Here is a 16,187-nt window from a genome sequence, read left to right on the forward strand (position 1 = left end):
GTGCGCAACCGTAAAACAGCGGATTCGGACAAAACTTGAAATGGAAATAAAAAGATGAGCGATTTCGAAGGCATGGAAGAGTTGTTACAGGACTTCCTCACAGAAGCAACAGAGCTACTGTCAGAAGTGGATAACAAACTGGTAGAACTTGAAAAGTCACCTAACGACAAAGCAATGCTCAACGACATTTTCCGGGGTTTCCACACCATCAAAGGTGGGGCTGGCTTTCTGAATGCCAATGAACTGGTTGCATTGTGTCACAGGACAGAAAACCTGTTTGATAAGTTGCGAAACAGTGAATTAACCTTAAATGCCGAGATCATGGATGCCATCATGCACGCTACTGGCGTGGTACGCGACATGTTTGGGTCACTGGCACAACACCAGCAACCCCAAGCCGCGGATCCTACCCTTTTGGCCATCCTGGATGCTGCTATTGCCGGTGAAGCCGTTCAAAAATTATCTGCAACGTCATCTGTAAAACCAGATTCCCCTGCTCCGCAAGCATCTGCAGACGGTGTTGACTGGAACAACCTGTACAACGCCTTGGTTGGCGAAGAAGCCAAAGCAGCGCCTGCCGATTCTCACCCAACTATCAAAGACATTTCATCCATTCAAAAAATAGAACCCATTACTCAAACAGCGGCCAAAACCCCGCCCCAACCACAACAACAGTATGTGGCCAAAGAAACAACCATTCGTATTGATACGGTCAGACTGGATCAGGTACTGAACTTGTCAGGCGAGATTGGATTAACTAAAAACCGTTTGAACTGTCTGCGTGCAGATATCCTGCAGGGTAGATCAAATAACGAAACCATGCGGGCTCTGGACGAAGCCGTAAGCCAATTGGACCTGTTGGTTGGTGATTTGCAAAATGCGGTGATGAAAACCCGTATGCAGCCAATAGGCAGACTCTTCCAGAAATACCCGCGGCTTGCCAGAGACTTGGCGAGACAATTAGGTAAAGACGTTGAACTGATTATTACAGGTGAAGAAACCGAACTGGATAAAACCATGATCGAGGATTTAAACGATCCATTGGTGCATCTTGTTCGCAACGCAGTCGATCATGGCATTGAAAATCAAGAAGAACGCGATTTATCACATAAGCCTTCAAAAAGCATTGTCAAACTCAGCGCAACCCAAGTGGGCGACCATATCATTATTGAAATATCCGATGATGGTCGAGGAATGCGTCCAGATGTCATCAGAAACAAAGCGGTGGAAAAAGGCGTCATAGATCTGGAAACGGCGAATACACTTGATGACCGTCAATGTCTGAACCTGATTTTCCTGCCAGGATTTTCTACTAAAGACCAGATTTCCAGCGTTTCAGGACGGGGAGTAGGCATGGATGTGGTGAAAACCAACATCCAGCGCTTGAATGGCCGTATAGACGTCACTTCAGTTGTTGGCCAGGGCAGCGTCTTTACTATTTCACTTCCGCTGACCCTAGCCATCTTACCCGTGCTGGTTGTTCGTGTAGGTGCGCAACCATTTGCTGTCCCATTGTCTCTGGTCAGGGAAATCATCCCCATTCAGTCCGAGAACGTACAACAAGTTTCCGGGCGAGCAACGATGGTAGTCCGCGATGAAGTATTGCCTATACGATCCCTGGCTACCCTGCTTGGATGGCCTGATAATACTTCTCCCGCCTTTGGCGTACTGATGCAATCTGGAGATACCTCCTTTATATTGGCAATTGACGGATTCGTGGGACGCGATGACGTCGTTATCAAGCCATTAGTCGATATCAAACCCAAAGGCGTTGCAGGTGCCACCATGTCTGGAGATGGCTCCATTGTTCTAGTACTGGATATGGAAGAACTGCTGCGAACTAATACAACAGAAACCCGCGCCAGTCTTTTTGCCAGAGCGAATTAGTTTACTTTAAGTCTTTAACTCGCAGAGGAAAAAATAAATCGCATTTTATTTTTTCCTCTGCGAGTTAAAAGATTTGATTTATCTTTCGAGTTTGTTAATAATCGTTACAGAATATTAAACGATTACCAGTAATCGTTTAATCCCCCCTAAATAACTGGCCTACCTAAACTCTATGCAAGATCAAGCCTTTATCGGCCGCCAGGCCATACTAGACAAGCAGCAAAAAATTGTTGCCTATGAACTATTGTTCCGGCACAGCGGAACAGCTACTACTGCTGAAATTACCGATGATGTGCACGCTGGCACTCGCGTCATTGCAAACGCTTTTGGTAATATGGGCAGCCAATGGGTGTTAGGAGATAAATTCGCTTTCATCAATATCGCTACACCGATGCTGGAAAGCGAATTTCTGGAATTGTTACCCGCCAGGCAAGTGGTACTCGAAATTCTGGAAACGGTATTACCTACACCTGAACTCATTCAACGCTGCAAAGAATTACGCGCGATGGATTTTCGCCTTGCGCTGGATGATTACGAACACACACCTGAAATGACGCCGTTTTTGGATGTAGTAGATTTCGTCAAACTGGACATCCAAAAGCTAGGGCCGGTTAAAACCGCTGAAACAGTCAAGATTCTAAAAAATTACCCAGTAAAACTGGTAGCGGAGAAAGTTGAAACCCATGGTGAATTTAAAGGGTGCAAAAACCTGGATTTTGATTTTTACCAAGGGTATTATTTTGCACACCCAGAAACACTGACCGCAAAGATAATCAATCCAGCTCACGCGAACGTATTGCAACTCCTTAATCAGGTTCGCAAAAATGAAGATATTAAAGATATCGAACTCGCATTCAAACGTGATGTCGCTCTTTCATTCAAACTACTACGGTATATAAATTCAGTAGGTTTCGGTCTTTCGTGCGAAATTCAGTCTATCAAACATGCAGTATCCATTCTTGGCTACCAGCAACTTTACCGCTGGTTAACGTTATTGCTCGTCACAGCTGGTACGTCAGAGTCCACCCCCCCTGCGTTGATGAAAACAGCTGTAACGCGCGGACGCCTCACTGAATTGCTGGGACAGGATCATCTGGATAAAAACGATCGGGACAATTTATTTATTGTAGGTGTTTTCTCACTGCTTGATGCAATGCTTGAAATGCCGATGGAAAGTGTATTAGACAAGCTTTCCCTCCCTGAAAACATTGCAGACGCACTGCTTACTCGCCAGGGCATTTACGGGCCTTTTCTGGAACTCACAGAAGCATGTGAAGGAACAGATGTAGACCGAATTGAAAGCCTGGCAGAGGCTTTGCAGCTAGAACCAGATGCAGTCAACAAAGCCCATTTTGAAGCCTTGGCATGGGTTGAAACCCTAGGAATATAGTTCCCGTTATATATACTGTAAAATTCAAACTCAGAGAAACTCAGGTGAAATAACTGCCCGAAGGATAGTTTGCTTTTCACCTTGGCGTATACGGTTGCTTAGCCACCAGATACTTCCCTTTTTCATGCTCCAGTCTGCTTCCTCTCCTGAAAGAAGAAATGCAGCAGCACGTGCCAGGGTGGGCTGATGCCCAACAATAATGACTGCTCCTTTGGCTGATGGCCAACCCGCCGCCGCCAGAACAGTAGCAACATCCGCACCTGGCGCCAACTCTTTTCGTATTTCATACTTACTGGTGAGCGCATCCGCTGTTTGCAAGGCTCGCTTTGCCGGACTAACCAGAACGCTTAAATTATTCGGCAACCTGGGTTTCAGCCACTGCGCGACCAATTGAGCATGCTTCTCGCCTTTCTCTGTCAGCTTTCTGGTTGTATCAGGAAATCCATCCTCTGCATCGGCATGACGCCATAAAATCAAATCCATCCACTGCTCCATCATATTATCTCGCTTAGCTTAACAAACGCTGGTTACAGTTTTATAACAAACCTGCAAAAGACTACTTCTTCAAAAATCCATCCAGCAAATTAAGGATAGTAAAACTTGCCGCACTATTCAGCTAACGTTATACCGATTTCAACGACTTTGATTTAGCAAAAAGTGCGTAGCCACGCTCAGCCTTGCTTTTATCTTCCGTTTGCAGAGTGACTGTTTTATTCAAAAGTTCAGCCAGTTCAAACAAAGCCTCAGGCTCACCCGATTTCAGCTCCAGCTCTACTTCACAAATAGGTTCAGTCAAATTGCTCACCTGTATTTCACCGACATCCAATGCCAACTCAACCACCCCTCTTGGCAATTCAAGTAACCATGTTGTACGCCAGAAATTTGTCTCAAACACAGGCATCATGGCATCTTGGACTTCTGGGGTAAAGACACTGTACCAAGGTGATTGGGCAAGTTTTTCAAAGTCCGGCTTTTCGCCTTCAACTTCAACCTCCCACTCATTTCGCTGATGCAACCCACCTTCCACCTTCCCCCCACCTTTCACAGTTTGAATCCAGAGGGAATCAACCAGACGCATTCGAAATGCCATTTTCTGCTTTACCAAAGTCAAATCTGGCGTATCAAGGTAAATATTCCGCAATGATTTCCTCTCCGAATTTATACCGTTCAGCAGCGGGTGATTCATCAGGGCAGGAATATCAGCTTTATTTATCAGTAATTTCAATTCAATTTCAGTATGCATAAGATAGATAGATTCCATGGTTTTGAGGTAGCATTGTTAGTTATGACTGAATTTAAAGCACCAGAATACTATATTAATCGAGAACTCAGCCTGCTGGCTTTTAATGACAGGGTTCTGGCACAGGCTGAAGATACCAACACTCCTGTACTGGAACGGCTACGTTTTTTGTGTATTTTCAGTAGCAATCTGGATGAGTTCTTTGAAATCCGGGTAGCTGGCCTGAAGGAAAAAATAAAACTGGGTAGCGTCGCAAAGAGCCCGGATGGCATGCCCCCTCAACAGACTTACCAGCTTGTCAGCAAACGAACTCATGAGCTCATAGCCCGACAATACCGCCAGTTCAACGATCTGATCCTACCCGAGCTGGCACGTCATGGTGTGCGATTTTTACGGCGCACCCATTGGGATGAAACCCAAAGCGAATGGATTAAATCCTATTTTTTCCGTGAGGTGATGCCGGTCCTGACCCCTATTGGACTTGACCCATCCCATCCATTTCCCCGTGTATTGAACAAAAGCCTGAATTTTGCCGTGGAACTGGAAGGGAAAGACGCTTTTGGCCGCAACTCGGGCACCGCAATCGTTCAGGCGCCCCGCGCCCTCCCCCGCGTTATCCGTTTACCCAATGATATTGCAGGCTGTGAATACGGCTTTGTGTTTCTCTCATCCATTCTTCACGCTCATGTAAACGAGCTTTTCTCCGGCATGAATGTCAATGGCTGCTATCAATTCCGTGTTACGCGTAATAGTGATCTATTTGTTGATGAAGAAGAGATCAAAAACCTCCGGCTAGCTTTACAGGGTGAATTACCGCATCGACATTATGGGGATGCAGTGCGCTTGGAAGTTGCCGACAATTGTTCTGAAAAAATGGCCGGTTTTTTACTGGAACAATTCAATCTGACAAAAAACGATCTGTTTCGGGTAAACGGCCCGGTTAACTTAGTCAGATTGATGCAAATCCCGGATGCAGTTGATTTACCATTTCTGAAGTTTCCGCCATTTGTTCAAGAGATTCCAGCCACTGTATCGAAACATCCTGACATGTTTCAGACAATACGCAAGAGCGATATCCTGCTACATCATCCATTTCAATCATTCAAACCGGTAGTCGATTTTATTCAACAGGCATCCCGAGACCCGCAAGTCGTTGCCATCAAGCAAACTGTATATAGAACCAGCACGGATTCAGCCTTGATGGGTGCCCTGATCCAGGCAGCGCAAAGCGGCAAAGATGTGACGGTTGTCGTTGAACTTCTGGCAAGGTTTGATGAAGAAGCCAATATCAACTGGGCAGCCAAACTCGAAGATGCCGGCGCTCATGTCATTTACGGTGTAGTCGGTTACAAAACTCACGCCAAAATGATATTGGTTGTCAGAAGAGAAGAGCAAGGATTAAGACGCTACGTACATTTGGGCACAGGTAATTATCATCCGAGAACATCCAAACTCTATACGGACTTTGGACTTTTCACCTGTTCAGAAGAAATCGGCAGTGATGTGAACGATATTTTCGCCCAACTCACCGGACTAGGAAAAGCAAGTCAACTCAGATACTTATGGCAAGCACCCTTCACTTTACATCCGAAACTGATCAAAGCTATACACAACGAAATTGAACATGCCCAAAAAGGCCGCCCTGCTGCCATTATAGCCAAGATGAATTCATTGGTTGAACCACAAATCATCCAGGCTCTGTACGAAGCATCTTGTGCAGGGGTCAAAATTGATTTAATTGTGCGCGGAGTATGCGCTCTGCGTCCTGGCATACCCGGCGTTTCTGAAAACATTCGTGTGCGATCCATCATTGGCAGATTTCTGGAACATACCCGCATATTTTATTTTCGTAACAATGGAAAACAAGATGTCTATTTATCCAGTGCCGACTGGATGGACCGAAATTTTTTCCGCCGGATTGAAGCCTGCTTCCCCATATTGAATCAGCGCCTTAAAAGACGTGTTATTGCCGAAGGGCTAAGAACATACTTGAGAGATAACTTACAGGCTTGGGAAATGGACCCAGATGGACGTTATTATCGCAAAACCCCCAATCGCGCCCAACCCTTCAGTGCACAGGAAAGTCTATTAGATAAATTTTCTGACGAAAATTAGTCAGCTATCTGTTACTCAATAATCAATAAATCTGTATTTAATTCATGTAATTGCTTCACGAGGATAATATTATGCGTCTGGATGACGAACGCACAAGTGACAATGTAGAGGACCGACGCGGTGCAGGTGGTAGCGGCATCAGTTCTGGAGGACTTGGTATTGGCGGCATTCTACTGGCATTGGCTGGCAGCTATTTTTTTGGTATAAATCCATCCACTTTGCTGGGGCTTGTCTCAAACGTAACCCAACCATCCCCCCGGTCAGCACAGTCACACAAACCACCAGCCAATGATGAGATGGCTATTTTTGTCTCAAAAGTATTAGCCGATACAGAGGATACTTGGCACACGGTTTTTGCTGAAGCAGGTAAAGAATATAAAGACCCAAAACTTGTCTTGTTTACAGGTTCAACCCCTACCGCATGTGGCACTGGCGACACAGCAATGGGACCGTTCTATTGCTCGTTAGACCAAAAGGTTTATATTGATCTTGCTTTCTACCGTGACTTGAAAGAACGTTATCATGCGCCGGGGGAATTTGCCGAGGCTTACGTGATCGCACATGAAGTAGGCCACCATGTACAAAAGTTGCTGGGCACTTCAGACAGAGTTCATGCAGCCCAGCAACAAGCTGGCAGCAAGGTCAAGGTAAATGCACTGTCTGTTCGACTTGAACTGCAGGCTGACTGCTATGCGGGCGTTTGGGGCAACCGTGCCAATACCATGAAACATATTATTGAACCGGGTGAGATTGAACAGGCGCTGACAGCAGCTACGGCCATCGGTGACGACCGCTTACAGAAGCAGGCTCGCGGATACGCTGTACCCGATACGTTTACCCATGGATCTTCTGAGCAACGGGTGCGTTGGTTCAAACGTGGTATTGAAAGCGGAGATCCAAAACAATGCAATACTTTCAAAACACGAGAATTATAAATTTACTTAAGTTTGAAAAAAGTAATCTACCAAGAAATCTTTATGAAAAAATCATTTAGCAACAAATCTCGCAGGGAAATGCTCATTGTCGGTTTGCCAGCACTTGCGCTTATTATTGCTCTGTTCTGGATTGCGTCTATGTTTGTACAACCAGCGCCACCCAAACTGCTCTATATGTCCACGGGGTCAGAAGGTGGGGCGTATCACGGTTATGCCAAACGATATAAAGAAATTCTGGCTCGCCATGGCATAACGCTGGAACTTCAAACATCATCCGGCGCCCTTGAAAACCTGCAGCGCCTGAAAGATGTCAACACTCACTTTACAATCGGTTTTGTTCAGGGCGGAACCGCTACGGCTAAAGATGGTGAAAATTTAATGTCTTTGGGCAGCATGTACTATGAACCCTTATGGGTGTTCTATAGAAGTAAAGCACCTTTGGACCGGATTGTTCAGCTACAAGGCAAAAAACTCGCGGTTGGTGTGGAAGGAAGTGGCACACGCAAGCTTGCATTGCAAATTCTGGGGGCCAATAACATGGGGAAAGGGCTTGAAAGCCTTGCGCCTCTGGCTGGAGATGCAGCCGCAGATGCTCTTCAGAAAGAACTCGTGGATGCGGTTTTTATCATTACAGGTGCTGATTCAGTTGCGGTACATAAAATGCTGGATATGGAGGGAGTTCGCCTGATGAACTTCGCACAAGCCGGTGCGTATGTAAAACGATTCCCATTTCTTTCGCAGGTCACGTTGCCACGTGGCGTAGTTGATTTGGTACGGGATATCCCCGGGCAGGACATAACACTGATCGCAACCACTGCCAATCTGATAGCTCGTGACGCTATTCATCCGGCCTTGGTTAGCTTATTGGCACAAGCTGCAACTGAAGTACATGGCGAGACAGGTATGTTTCAGCAGGCAAGGGAGTTTCCTGCTGTTAAGGACTTAACGTTCGAGGTTAGCAAAGATGCCGAGCGCTACTACAAATCCGGCCCCCCATTCCTACAGCGCTATTTGCCATTTTGGGCCGCTGTACTGGTAGATCGTATTTTGGTGATGGCATTGCCGTTACTAGTGCTTATCCCTATTTTGCGAGCCATTCCCGCTCTTTATAAATGGCGCATCACTTCACGTATTTATCGATGGTATGGTGAACTGTCTGCACTGGAGAGCGAAATTAAAAGGCAATACGACCCAACCCGTTACGCTGATTATCTGGCGCAAATTGACAACATGGAAGATCGAGCCAACAACCGCCCGATTCCTGTTGCCTATACTCACCTTCGTTATACACTGCGCGAACACATCAATCTGGTTCGGGCTTCTCTGGCGCGAAAAAGGGCGGAAGAAAGACCAGTCTGACACAACGATTGATCCACAATGATGCCCAATAAAAATGACTTGGCGAATTTAATTATCGTATGGGCGCTATCATAAACAGGCGCTCTATCTACCGTGAATGGCAGTCCCAAAGATAGTGAGCAACAGACTTTCATCGGGGGAGTTACAGAAAGATTTTTTCTACTGGTTCAGCGCAACGTTAGAAATTATTTGCCACAAACCAGAGTATCAAGCAAAAACCCATTGCTCCAAGTTAGCGTAGATACTGCTCATTCAATACCCCCTTTACTCCAGTCATCAAACTGTCACGTTTCGGCGCTAATATGCACTGCATTTACATTTCCAAAAGAAGTTTATGCTTATTTGCGAAAGATGCCTCCATCAGAAAATTTGGCTAACCGCCAACAGCAAGTCACACTTTAACGAAAAGTTGACTATCAAACATTTCGTTACTTGCCATACATGTAAGCAACTCGCCTTATGCACTATTTACTCTGGAAAACTCACCAGGAAGAAAAATATGGATTTAAGCGTTCACTCGCGAAATCTCGCACATGAATATAAATTTCCTATTGAAACCATATAGCTACAAATAAAATAAACTATTTTTACCAAGTTCAATTCAGAGTAACCAATGTTAAACCAGATAAAAAACTTCCCTAGCAATGACATGCGTGACCATTTAAAAGAAATAATTGAAAACCGTCGTCTCACTGCTGTTTTCCAACCTATCATCTCAATGCGAGATGGCCATATTATTGGCTTTGAAGGATTGATACGCGGTCCTTCTGACAGTCTTCTCCATTCCCCCATCAATCTATTCAAAGCAGCAAATCTGAATAAACTTTCTGTTGTAATGGAACAGCTCTGTCGGCAAGTTGTTCTTGAAACGTTTGTTAAGCTTGGGCTGATTGGCAAACTATTTCTTAACGTTAGTCCGGAGTGCTTATTAAAGCCAGATTTCAAACAAGGTGAGACGCTGTGCTATATGCAAAATTTAGGCATTAATCCAGACCAGGTCATCATCGAACTTACTGAAAGCCAGCCAACATTTGATTACAATCTGTTACGAGAAGCGACCACACATTATAGAGAAATGGGGTTTGAAATAGCCATAGACGATCTGGGCGAAGGATTTTCCGGATTACGCCTGTGGTCAGAGATTCGCCCTGATTATGTCAAAATCGACAAACACTTCATTCAAAACATTAATCAGGACCCGCTGAAACTACAATTTGTCCAATCCATTCAAAAAATTGCTGAAAATGCTGCCGCTCGCGTGATTGCAGAAGGTATTGAAACCCAGGCTGAATTGATGATCATCAAGGACTTGGGCATTGATTTCGGGCAAGGCTATCATATTGCACGCCCTAGCAGTACGCCATCTGTCATTGCCCCAATCGAAATCAGCAAAGCATTGTGCTTGCCGGGCATTACGGTCTACCCGCAATCTAAGAGCCTGACGCAAAATACCATATCAGCAAGCCGACTGCTCATTGAAGTACCTGTCGTTACACCAGACACTATGAATGAAGAGGTTTATAAAATTTTCAGCGAATCCCCAGCGCTTCAAGCCATTCCGGTAGTAAAAAATGGTACGCCTGTGGGCATGATCAACCGTCATATGTTGATTGACTCATTTTCCAAGCTTTACTCTCGCGAGTTATATGGCAAAAAAGCATGCTCCAAATTCATGGATAGCGCACCCATGATAGTTGACAAGGATATCAGCATTCAGGCACTCAGCCACCTCATGGTAGCAAGCGAGCGCCGTTATCTTTCTGATGGGTTCATTATTACCAGCAAAGGGGAATACATCGGCATCGGTACTGGTCATGACCTGATGCGGGAAATTACCCAAATGCAGATAACCGCCGCACGTTACGCCAATCCACTTACGCTGCTACCCGGGAATGTGCCTATTAATGAACATATAGACAGGCTGATACATAGTCAGGCATCGTTTGTTGTCTGCTATTGTGATCTGGATAACTTCAAGCCATTCAATGACAAATATGGTTACCGCAGAGGCGACGATATCATTCAGTTGACAGGAAAAACGCTCTCCAATATCTGCAACCCGGATTGTGACTTTATTGGCCACATCGGTGGGGATGATTTTTTCATTCTGTTTCAAAGTGCTGATTGGGAAGAACGTTGCCAGGATGCACTTTCTGAATTTAGTAAACTCATCGCCCCATTTTTTTCAGCCAGCGATTTTGCCCAAGGCGGGTTCATCACCGCAGACCGAAAAAACGAACAGGTTTTTCAGCCTTTAACTACGCTTTCAATTGGTGCCGTGCGTATAGAGCCAGGGATATTTAACTCACACAATGAAGTTTCATCAGTAGCAGCAGAGGCAAAAAAACGTGCAAAAGCTATTCATGGTAATAGTTTGTTTATTGACCGCCGCCATTATTGCAATGAAACCAGGGACTGCCATTCCACAGAAGAGTGTGCATTGATAACTTAAATATGAGGATAGTAAGCTGGGTTGGGGAAACCAGATAATACGCGCGACAAGTGTCTGAGTGTTGGAAGTGATTCACAATAATAACGGGTGAAAAAAATACACTTACTATAATTGCGCCCAAATTTCACAACCTGGCAAAATGCTCATACTTTATGGGCTAATCCCCTTTACTATTGGAAATACTGAAACTCACTCCAATCGATTTCCATTCTTTGATTTCAGATTGCAATGCATTGTCTGTCAAAGGGTTTTGTTCCAACCAGCCTTTTTCAAGTTTTAATCGATACTCGTTATCACGCAGCTTCAATTGTATTTTAGGCACTTCAATATCAGTACGGCTTCGATAAAACAGCACAGCCAGGCGCAATACCAGAATAGCAAGCCAATAAGCGGGCTTATCAGCAATTCCTGGCACTTTGGATAATGAACCACGTTGTGCCCTTACCAGTAAACCGAGCTGGGATTGTTCCAGTTTTGAAAACCCTGGCATGTCTGCATGTTCAAGAATATAGGCGGAATGTTTATGATATCCACTATGGGCGATAGAAATACCGATTTCGTGAAAGTCTGCTGCCCATAAAAGATGTTGCTTCAGTTCTTCTATATCTTCCTCAAGCCCTTGAGCGACTTCGACAAAAAGTGATGAGGAAAAATTTGCTACGCGAAATGCCTGACTGGGATCAACATGGTAGCGACGCATAAACTGCTTTACAGTCGCATCACGCATATCATGATGATGGAAGCGACCTAACAGATCGTATAACACACCTTCACGAAGGGCAGCACCTGCAATGTTCATTTGCTGAATACCCAGCTCTGAAAATATCGCTGACATGATTGCCAGCCCGCCTGGTAAAACCGGAATACGATCCTGTTTCATCCCCTGCAAATCCAGCTTTTTGCAATCTCCCGCTTTCAACAAAACAGTTCGGAGTTGTGCCAGCCCTTCAGCCGTGATACCCACTTTGCTCCACCCATTTTGCTCCAGCAAATCAGCCAACGCACGAGCCGTACCCGATGAACCTATTGCTTCCTGCCAGTGCCCGCTGGAAAACTTGGAACGAATGGATAGCAGTTCCATTTTTGCGGCCATTTCAGCATTTTGCATGGCATCTTTAGTAATCTTTCCCTCAGGAAAAAAGCGCAAACTGTAACTGACACAGCCCATGTACAGGCTTTCCATCTTGTAGGGTTCTAATCCCTCGCCAATAATACATTCAGTCGATCCACCACCGATATCTACTACCAGCCTGTGGTTCTGAGAGGCAGGCACGCTGTGGGCTACCCCTAAATAAATCAGCCTTGCCTCTTCCCGCCCGGCAATGACTTCAATCTGAAAGCCCAGCGCTTCTTCAGCTTTCGTTAAAAAAGCTGGCGCATTTTTGGCAACACGCAGTGTATTGGTTCCTACCACCCTTACGGCATGAATAGGCAACCCTCTCAGTCGCTCACCAAAACGCTTCAGGCATGACAGTGCACGAGCCTGAGAGTCTTCATCAAGAAATTTTTCTGGTGTTAAACCTGCACCAAGACGTACCGTTTCTTTCAGAGAATCCAGGGGATATATTTGATCATCCACCACGCGCGCAACCTGCAAACGGAAGCTGTTTGACCCCAAATCCACGGCGGCGACAATATCATATTCTTCCACGCTTAACGCCTATAAGTAAAATGTGAGTTTAACATGGGAAGATTCAAGTATGACGTCAGGGATGGCAAACAGGCCCATCATCAGCAGACTCCACACTTTTCGCAATTGCCACTACTAATGCCTGAACTTCATCAAGGGTGAAAACCTCTAACAGCCGATTGGCCATCTCAGGCTCCAGCCTTACCATACATGGGCGCCCATCGTTCAGAGTAACGCGAATTCCAGCCGCATGTTTCACAAGACCGCCATCTTCTTGTTCTACCAACTGTGATTGTTCTTCGAGCAACTGATCATAAAACTGTTCCAGAGAAAGCGCCAAATCCTCTGGCAAATTCTCAGGTACGAGTACAATCAATCCCATCGAATCTTCGGATTCACTACAAACCACACCCAGTTGATTTGAGTAGTCCATGAAACGACCAAGCAAGCCCTGATCAAAGAATATATATTCCAGCATAAAAAATTCCGATTGTTACAATACCAATATTGGCACTATTGCGTTTCTGGCAGGAGTATTTCTTCCAGCGCAGCATGTTGCTCCAGCCAGGCTTCTTCTGCTTGATGCAACTGTTCTGTGACTTTTGCCTGCTGCATAAGCGAAGTCTTTAGCAATTCTTTCTTCTCATCCAGATAGATATCTGCATCAGCCAGCAAGCTATCCAGCCTGGTTTTTTCAGCAGTATATGACTCGATTTCCTTTTCTAATTTCTTGATCTTTGCTTCAATTGGCTTGCGCAATACGGCGAGCCGATTACGTTCTTCCGCTTCAACGCGTTTACGCGCTTTACGATCAACCTCTTGAGACTTATCACCACCATTGGAAGCGGGTTCAGCACTGGACTGCTCAGCACGCCACCTGCGATAGTCATCGAGATCACCATCAAAAGGCGACACGACGCCGTTGGCTGTCAGCAGAAACCGATCTGTAGTCGCCCTTAACAAGTGACGATCATGAGAAACCACCACCAACGCACCTTCATAATCCTGCAAAGCCAAAGTCAGGGCATGGCGCATCTCAAGGTCCAGATGGTTGGTAGGCTCATCCAACAATAACAGATTAGGTCGCTGCCAGATCAGCAATGCCAAAGCCAATCGGGATTTTTCTCCACCGGAGAATGGCGCTACGGGGCCAAGCGCAGCCTCTCCTCGAAAGTTGAAGCCACCCAGAAAGTTTCTCAATTCCGATTCGCGCGCGCTGGAATCCAGCCTTTGTAAATGTTGCAAGGGGCTTTCTTCCGGTCGCAATTGCTCCAGTTGATGTTGCGCAAAATAGCCAATACGCAAATCTTTCCCTTCAATCCGTTTACCTGCCACCACAGGCAGCTCACCTGCAAGTGTCTTGATCAGAGTAGACTTACCCGCGCCATTAGCACCTAGCAGTCCTATTCTGGCGCCGGCTTCCAGACTGAAATTGATACCTTTTAATATCGGGTTATCAGCATAACCGGCACTGACTTCCTCCAGCCGTATAACTGGATTGGGGGTAGATTCCGCAGCTCGGAAACTGAAATAAAAAGGCGAATCCACATGAGCAGCGGCAATCATTTCCATCCGCTCCAGCGCTTTTATCCGGCTTTGTGCCTGACGCGCCTTCGTGGCGGATGCTCGGAAACGATCAATATAGGAATGGAGATGGGCTACTTCCCGTTGCTGTTTTTCAAAAGCGGATTGCTGCAATGCCAACCTGGCAGCACGTTGCCGCTCGAAATCTGCATAATTACCGGTATAAAGCGTAATTTGCTGATGCTCTACATGTGCGATTGCATTGACTGTATTGTCCAGAAAATCCCGATCATGAGAAATCAGCAACAAAGTACCAGGATAACTTTTCAACCATTGTTCAAGCCATAACACCGCATCCAGATCCAGATGGTTTGTGGGTTCATCCAGCAATAATAAATCCGAACGACACATCAGCGCCTGGGCAAGGTTCAATCGCATGCGCCAGCCACCTGAGAAAACGGCCACAGGTTTATCGAATTGTTCAGGTGAAAATCCTAGTCCATGCAACATGCGGGCTGCACGGGACTTTGCGCTATATCCTTCAATATTGTCGAAACGTGCATGTAACTCGGCAATCAGTTCTCCGTTATGCGCATCCTCTGCTTGCCGCAAAGCCGCCTCCACTTCACGCAGCTCACGGTCTCCATCCAGCACAAAATCAATCGCACTGACATCCAGTGCAGGCGTTTCCTGAGCTACATGCGCAATTTCCAGACGTGAAGGCATATCCAGATCACCTTTATCCGAGTGAATTTCCCCTCGGAATAAAGCAAACAGCGTGGACTTACCACTCCCGTTAGCGCCGGTTACACCAATCTTCTGGCCAGCATGTATGGTCAGATCAATATTATCAAAAAGGATTTTACTGCCACGTTGCAGCGATAGTTTGCGTAATGAAATCATGGGTGCGAGTTTACCAGAAGGAATAAAGGAATGATTCCCTATGTAAGAATATGGTTATATTTATCTTCTATTCAGGTTAAAATTGCGAGCTGAATTTTTTACATCAACAACACTAACGAGGAATATCATGGCTGTTTTAGTAACCAAACCTGCTCCAGATTTCACTGCTGCAGCGGTAATGCCTAACAACACAATCGAAGAAAATTTCAACCTGAAAAACCACATCAAAGGCAAATATGCCGTGCTTTTCTTCTACCCGCTTGATTTCACCTTTGTGTGCCCAAGCGAAATCCTGGCTTTTGACCACCGCATGAAAGAATTCAAAGACCGCAATGTTGAAGTCATTGCTGTCAGCGTTGATTCCGAATTCACCCACTTGGCGTGGAAAAACACCCCTGTTGAAAAAGGTGGTTTAGGCAATGTGCAATTCCCGATGGTAGCTGATCTTAGCCACGCTATTGCACGTGACTATGACGTGTTGATTGGTGACAAGGTTGCACTGCGCGGTTCATTCCTGATCGACACCAATGGTATTGTTCGCCATCAAGTTGTCAACGATCTGCCACTAGGCCGTGACGTAGATGAAATGATCCGCATGGTAGATGCCCTGCAATTTAATGAACAGCATGGTGAAGTTTGCCCAGCTGGCTGGAACAAGGGTAAAGCAGGTATGAAGGCTTCTCCGGAAGGCGTTGCTGAGTATCTGGCTGCGCACGCAAGCGAATTGTAAGAATTAAAAAGGGTGCAAGCGC

12 protein-coding genes are annotated in these 16,187 nt (G+C 45.7%); 7 read left to right on the plus strand and 5 right to left on the minus strand.

Going from position 1 to position 16,187, the window contains the following annotated elements; genetic code table 11:
* Positions 1–54 precede the first annotated feature (54 nt).
* Positions 55–1,887 carry a chemotaxis protein CheA gene (locus tag EDC63_RS03770; protein WP_132920884.1) on the plus strand — a complete coding sequence of 611 codons (1,833 nt, stop codon included), beginning with the start codon at positions 55–57 and terminating at the stop codon, positions 1,885–1,887.
* A gap of 172 nt (positions 1,888–2,059) precedes the next feature.
* On the plus strand, positions 2,060–3,277 hold the full coding sequence (locus tag EDC63_RS03775) for an EAL and HDOD domain-containing protein (protein WP_124947322.1): 1,218 nt from the start codon (positions 2,060–2,062) through the stop codon (positions 3,275–3,277).
* Between the two features lie 30 nt (positions 3,278–3,307).
* On the opposite strand, the gene sixA is transcribed toward EDC63_RS03775, so the two are convergent.
* Together sixA and EDC63_RS03785 are read right to left on the minus strand one after the other, a co-directional pair.
* A complete protein-coding gene (gene sixA, locus EDC63_RS03780) occupies positions 3,308–3,760 on the minus strand; it encodes a phosphohistidine phosphatase SixA (RefSeq protein ID WP_124947321.1) in 453 nt (150 codons plus the stop codon).
* A 139-nt stretch (positions 3,761–3,899) separates the two neighbouring features.
* On the minus strand, positions 3,900–4,520 hold the full coding sequence (locus EDC63_RS03785) for a CYTH domain-containing protein (RefSeq protein ID WP_165922903.1): 621 nt from the start codon (positions 4,518–4,520) through the stop codon (positions 3,900–3,902).
* Between the two features lie 42 nt (positions 4,521–4,562).
* On the opposite strand from EDC63_RS03785, the gene ppk1 reads away from it, so the two are divergent.
* The 4 genes from ppk1 to EDC63_RS03805 all read left to right on the plus strand — a co-directional run bounded on the left by ppk1 (position 4,563) and on the right by EDC63_RS03805 (position 11,378).
* Entirely contained in the window at positions 4,563–6,632 is a 2,070-nt protein-coding gene (gene ppk1, locus EDC63_RS03790; RefSeq protein WP_124947319.1) for a polyphosphate kinase 1, read from the plus strand.
* Positions 6,633–6,703: 71 nt separating this feature from the next.
* Positions 6,704–7,567: a KPN_02809 family neutral zinc metallopeptidase gene (gene ypfJ / locus EDC63_RS03795; protein ID WP_124947318.1), complete on the plus strand. Its 864-nt coding sequence runs from the start codon at positions 6,704–6,706 to the stop codon at positions 7,565–7,567.
* Positions 7,568–7,609: 42 nt separating this feature from the next.
* Positions 7,610–8,926: a TAXI family TRAP transporter solute-binding subunit gene (locus EDC63_RS03800; protein WP_124947317.1), complete on the plus strand. Its 1,317-nt coding sequence runs from the start codon at positions 7,610–7,612 to the stop codon at positions 8,924–8,926.
* A 649-nt stretch (positions 8,927–9,575) separates the two neighbouring features.
* Positions 9,576–11,378, plus strand: coding sequence for a GGDEF domain-containing protein (locus tag EDC63_RS03805; protein ID WP_124947316.1), 1,803 nt, complete (start codon positions 9,576–9,578; stop codon positions 11,376–11,378).
* Positions 11,379–11,535: 157 nt separating this feature from the next.
* On the opposite strand, the gene ppx is transcribed toward EDC63_RS03805, so the two are convergent.
* Genes ppx through EDC63_RS03820 form a run of 3 tightly spaced genes read right to left on the minus strand, consistent with a single transcriptional unit; the run spans position 11,536 to position 15,435 of the window.
* Complete coding sequence (ppx, locus tag EDC63_RS03810) at positions 11,536–13,029, minus strand: exopolyphosphatase (protein ID WP_124947315.1); 1,494 nt, start codon at positions 13,027–13,029, stop codon at positions 11,536–11,538.
* A 55-nt stretch (positions 13,030–13,084) separates the two neighbouring features.
* Complete coding sequence (locus EDC63_RS03815) at positions 13,085–13,486, minus strand: hypothetical protein (RefSeq protein ID WP_124947314.1); 402 nt, start codon at positions 13,484–13,486, stop codon at positions 13,085–13,087.
* Positions 13,487–13,521: 35 nt separating this feature from the next.
* A complete protein-coding gene (locus tag EDC63_RS03820; protein WP_124947313.1) occupies positions 13,522–15,435 on the minus strand; it encodes an ATP-binding cassette domain-containing protein in 1,914 nt (637 codons plus the stop codon).
* 127 nt (positions 15,436–15,562) lie between these two features.
* Here EDC63_RS03820 and EDC63_RS03825 point away from each other — a divergent pair, with 127 nt between their 5' ends.
* A complete protein-coding gene (locus tag EDC63_RS03825; RefSeq protein WP_124947312.1) occupies positions 15,563–16,165 on the plus strand; it encodes a peroxiredoxin in 603 nt (200 codons plus the stop codon).
* The last annotated feature ends 22 nt before the right edge of the window (positions 16,166–16,187 follow it).

Origin of the sequence: Sulfurirhabdus autotrophica (assembly GCF_004346685.1) — a bacterium.
GTDB classification, from domain to species: domain Bacteria; phylum Pseudomonadota; class Gammaproteobacteria; order Burkholderiales; family SMCO01; genus Sulfurirhabdus; species Sulfurirhabdus autotrophica.

What these genes read in the sequence shown, in the direction of transcription:
- EDC63_RS03770 (WP_132920884.1), top strand. Translation starts at nt 55, where the DNA reads ATGAGCGATTTCGAAGGCATGGAAGAGTTGTTACAGGACTTCCTCACA.
- EDC63_RS03775 (WP_124947322.1), top strand. Translation starts at nt 2,060, where the DNA reads ATGCAAGATCAAGCCTTTATCGGCCGCCAGGCCATACTAGACAAGCAG.
- sixA (WP_124947321.1), bottom strand. Translation starts at nt 3,760, where the DNA reads ATGGATTTGATTTTATGGCGTCATGCCGATGCAGAGGATGGATTTCCT.
- EDC63_RS03785 (WP_165922903.1), bottom strand. Translation starts at nt 4,520, where the DNA reads ATGCATACTGAAATTGAATTGAAATTACTGATAAATAAAGCTGATATT.
- ppk1 (WP_124947319.1), top strand. Translation starts at nt 4,563, where the DNA reads ATGACTGAATTTAAAGCACCAGAATACTATATTAATCGAGAACTCAGC.
- ypfJ (WP_124947318.1), top strand. Translation starts at nt 6,704, where the DNA reads ATGCGTCTGGATGACGAACGCACAAGTGACAATGTAGAGGACCGACGC.
- EDC63_RS03800 (WP_124947317.1), top strand. Translation starts at nt 7,610, where the DNA reads ATGAAAAAATCATTTAGCAACAAATCTCGCAGGGAAATGCTCATTGTC.
- EDC63_RS03805 (WP_124947316.1), top strand. Translation starts at nt 9,576, where the DNA reads ATGCGTGACCATTTAAAAGAAATAATTGAAAACCGTCGTCTCACTGCT.
- EDC63_RS03815 (WP_124947314.1), bottom strand. Translation starts at nt 13,486, where the DNA reads ATGCTGGAATATATATTCTTTGATCAGGGCTTGCTTGGTCGTTTCATG.
- EDC63_RS03820 (WP_124947313.1), bottom strand. Translation starts at nt 15,435, where the DNA reads ATGATTTCATTACGCAAACTATCGCTGCAACGTGGCAGTAAAATCCTT.
- EDC63_RS03825 (WP_124947312.1), top strand. Translation starts at nt 15,563, where the DNA reads ATGGCTGTTTTAGTAACCAAACCTGCTCCAGATTTCACTGCTGCAGCG.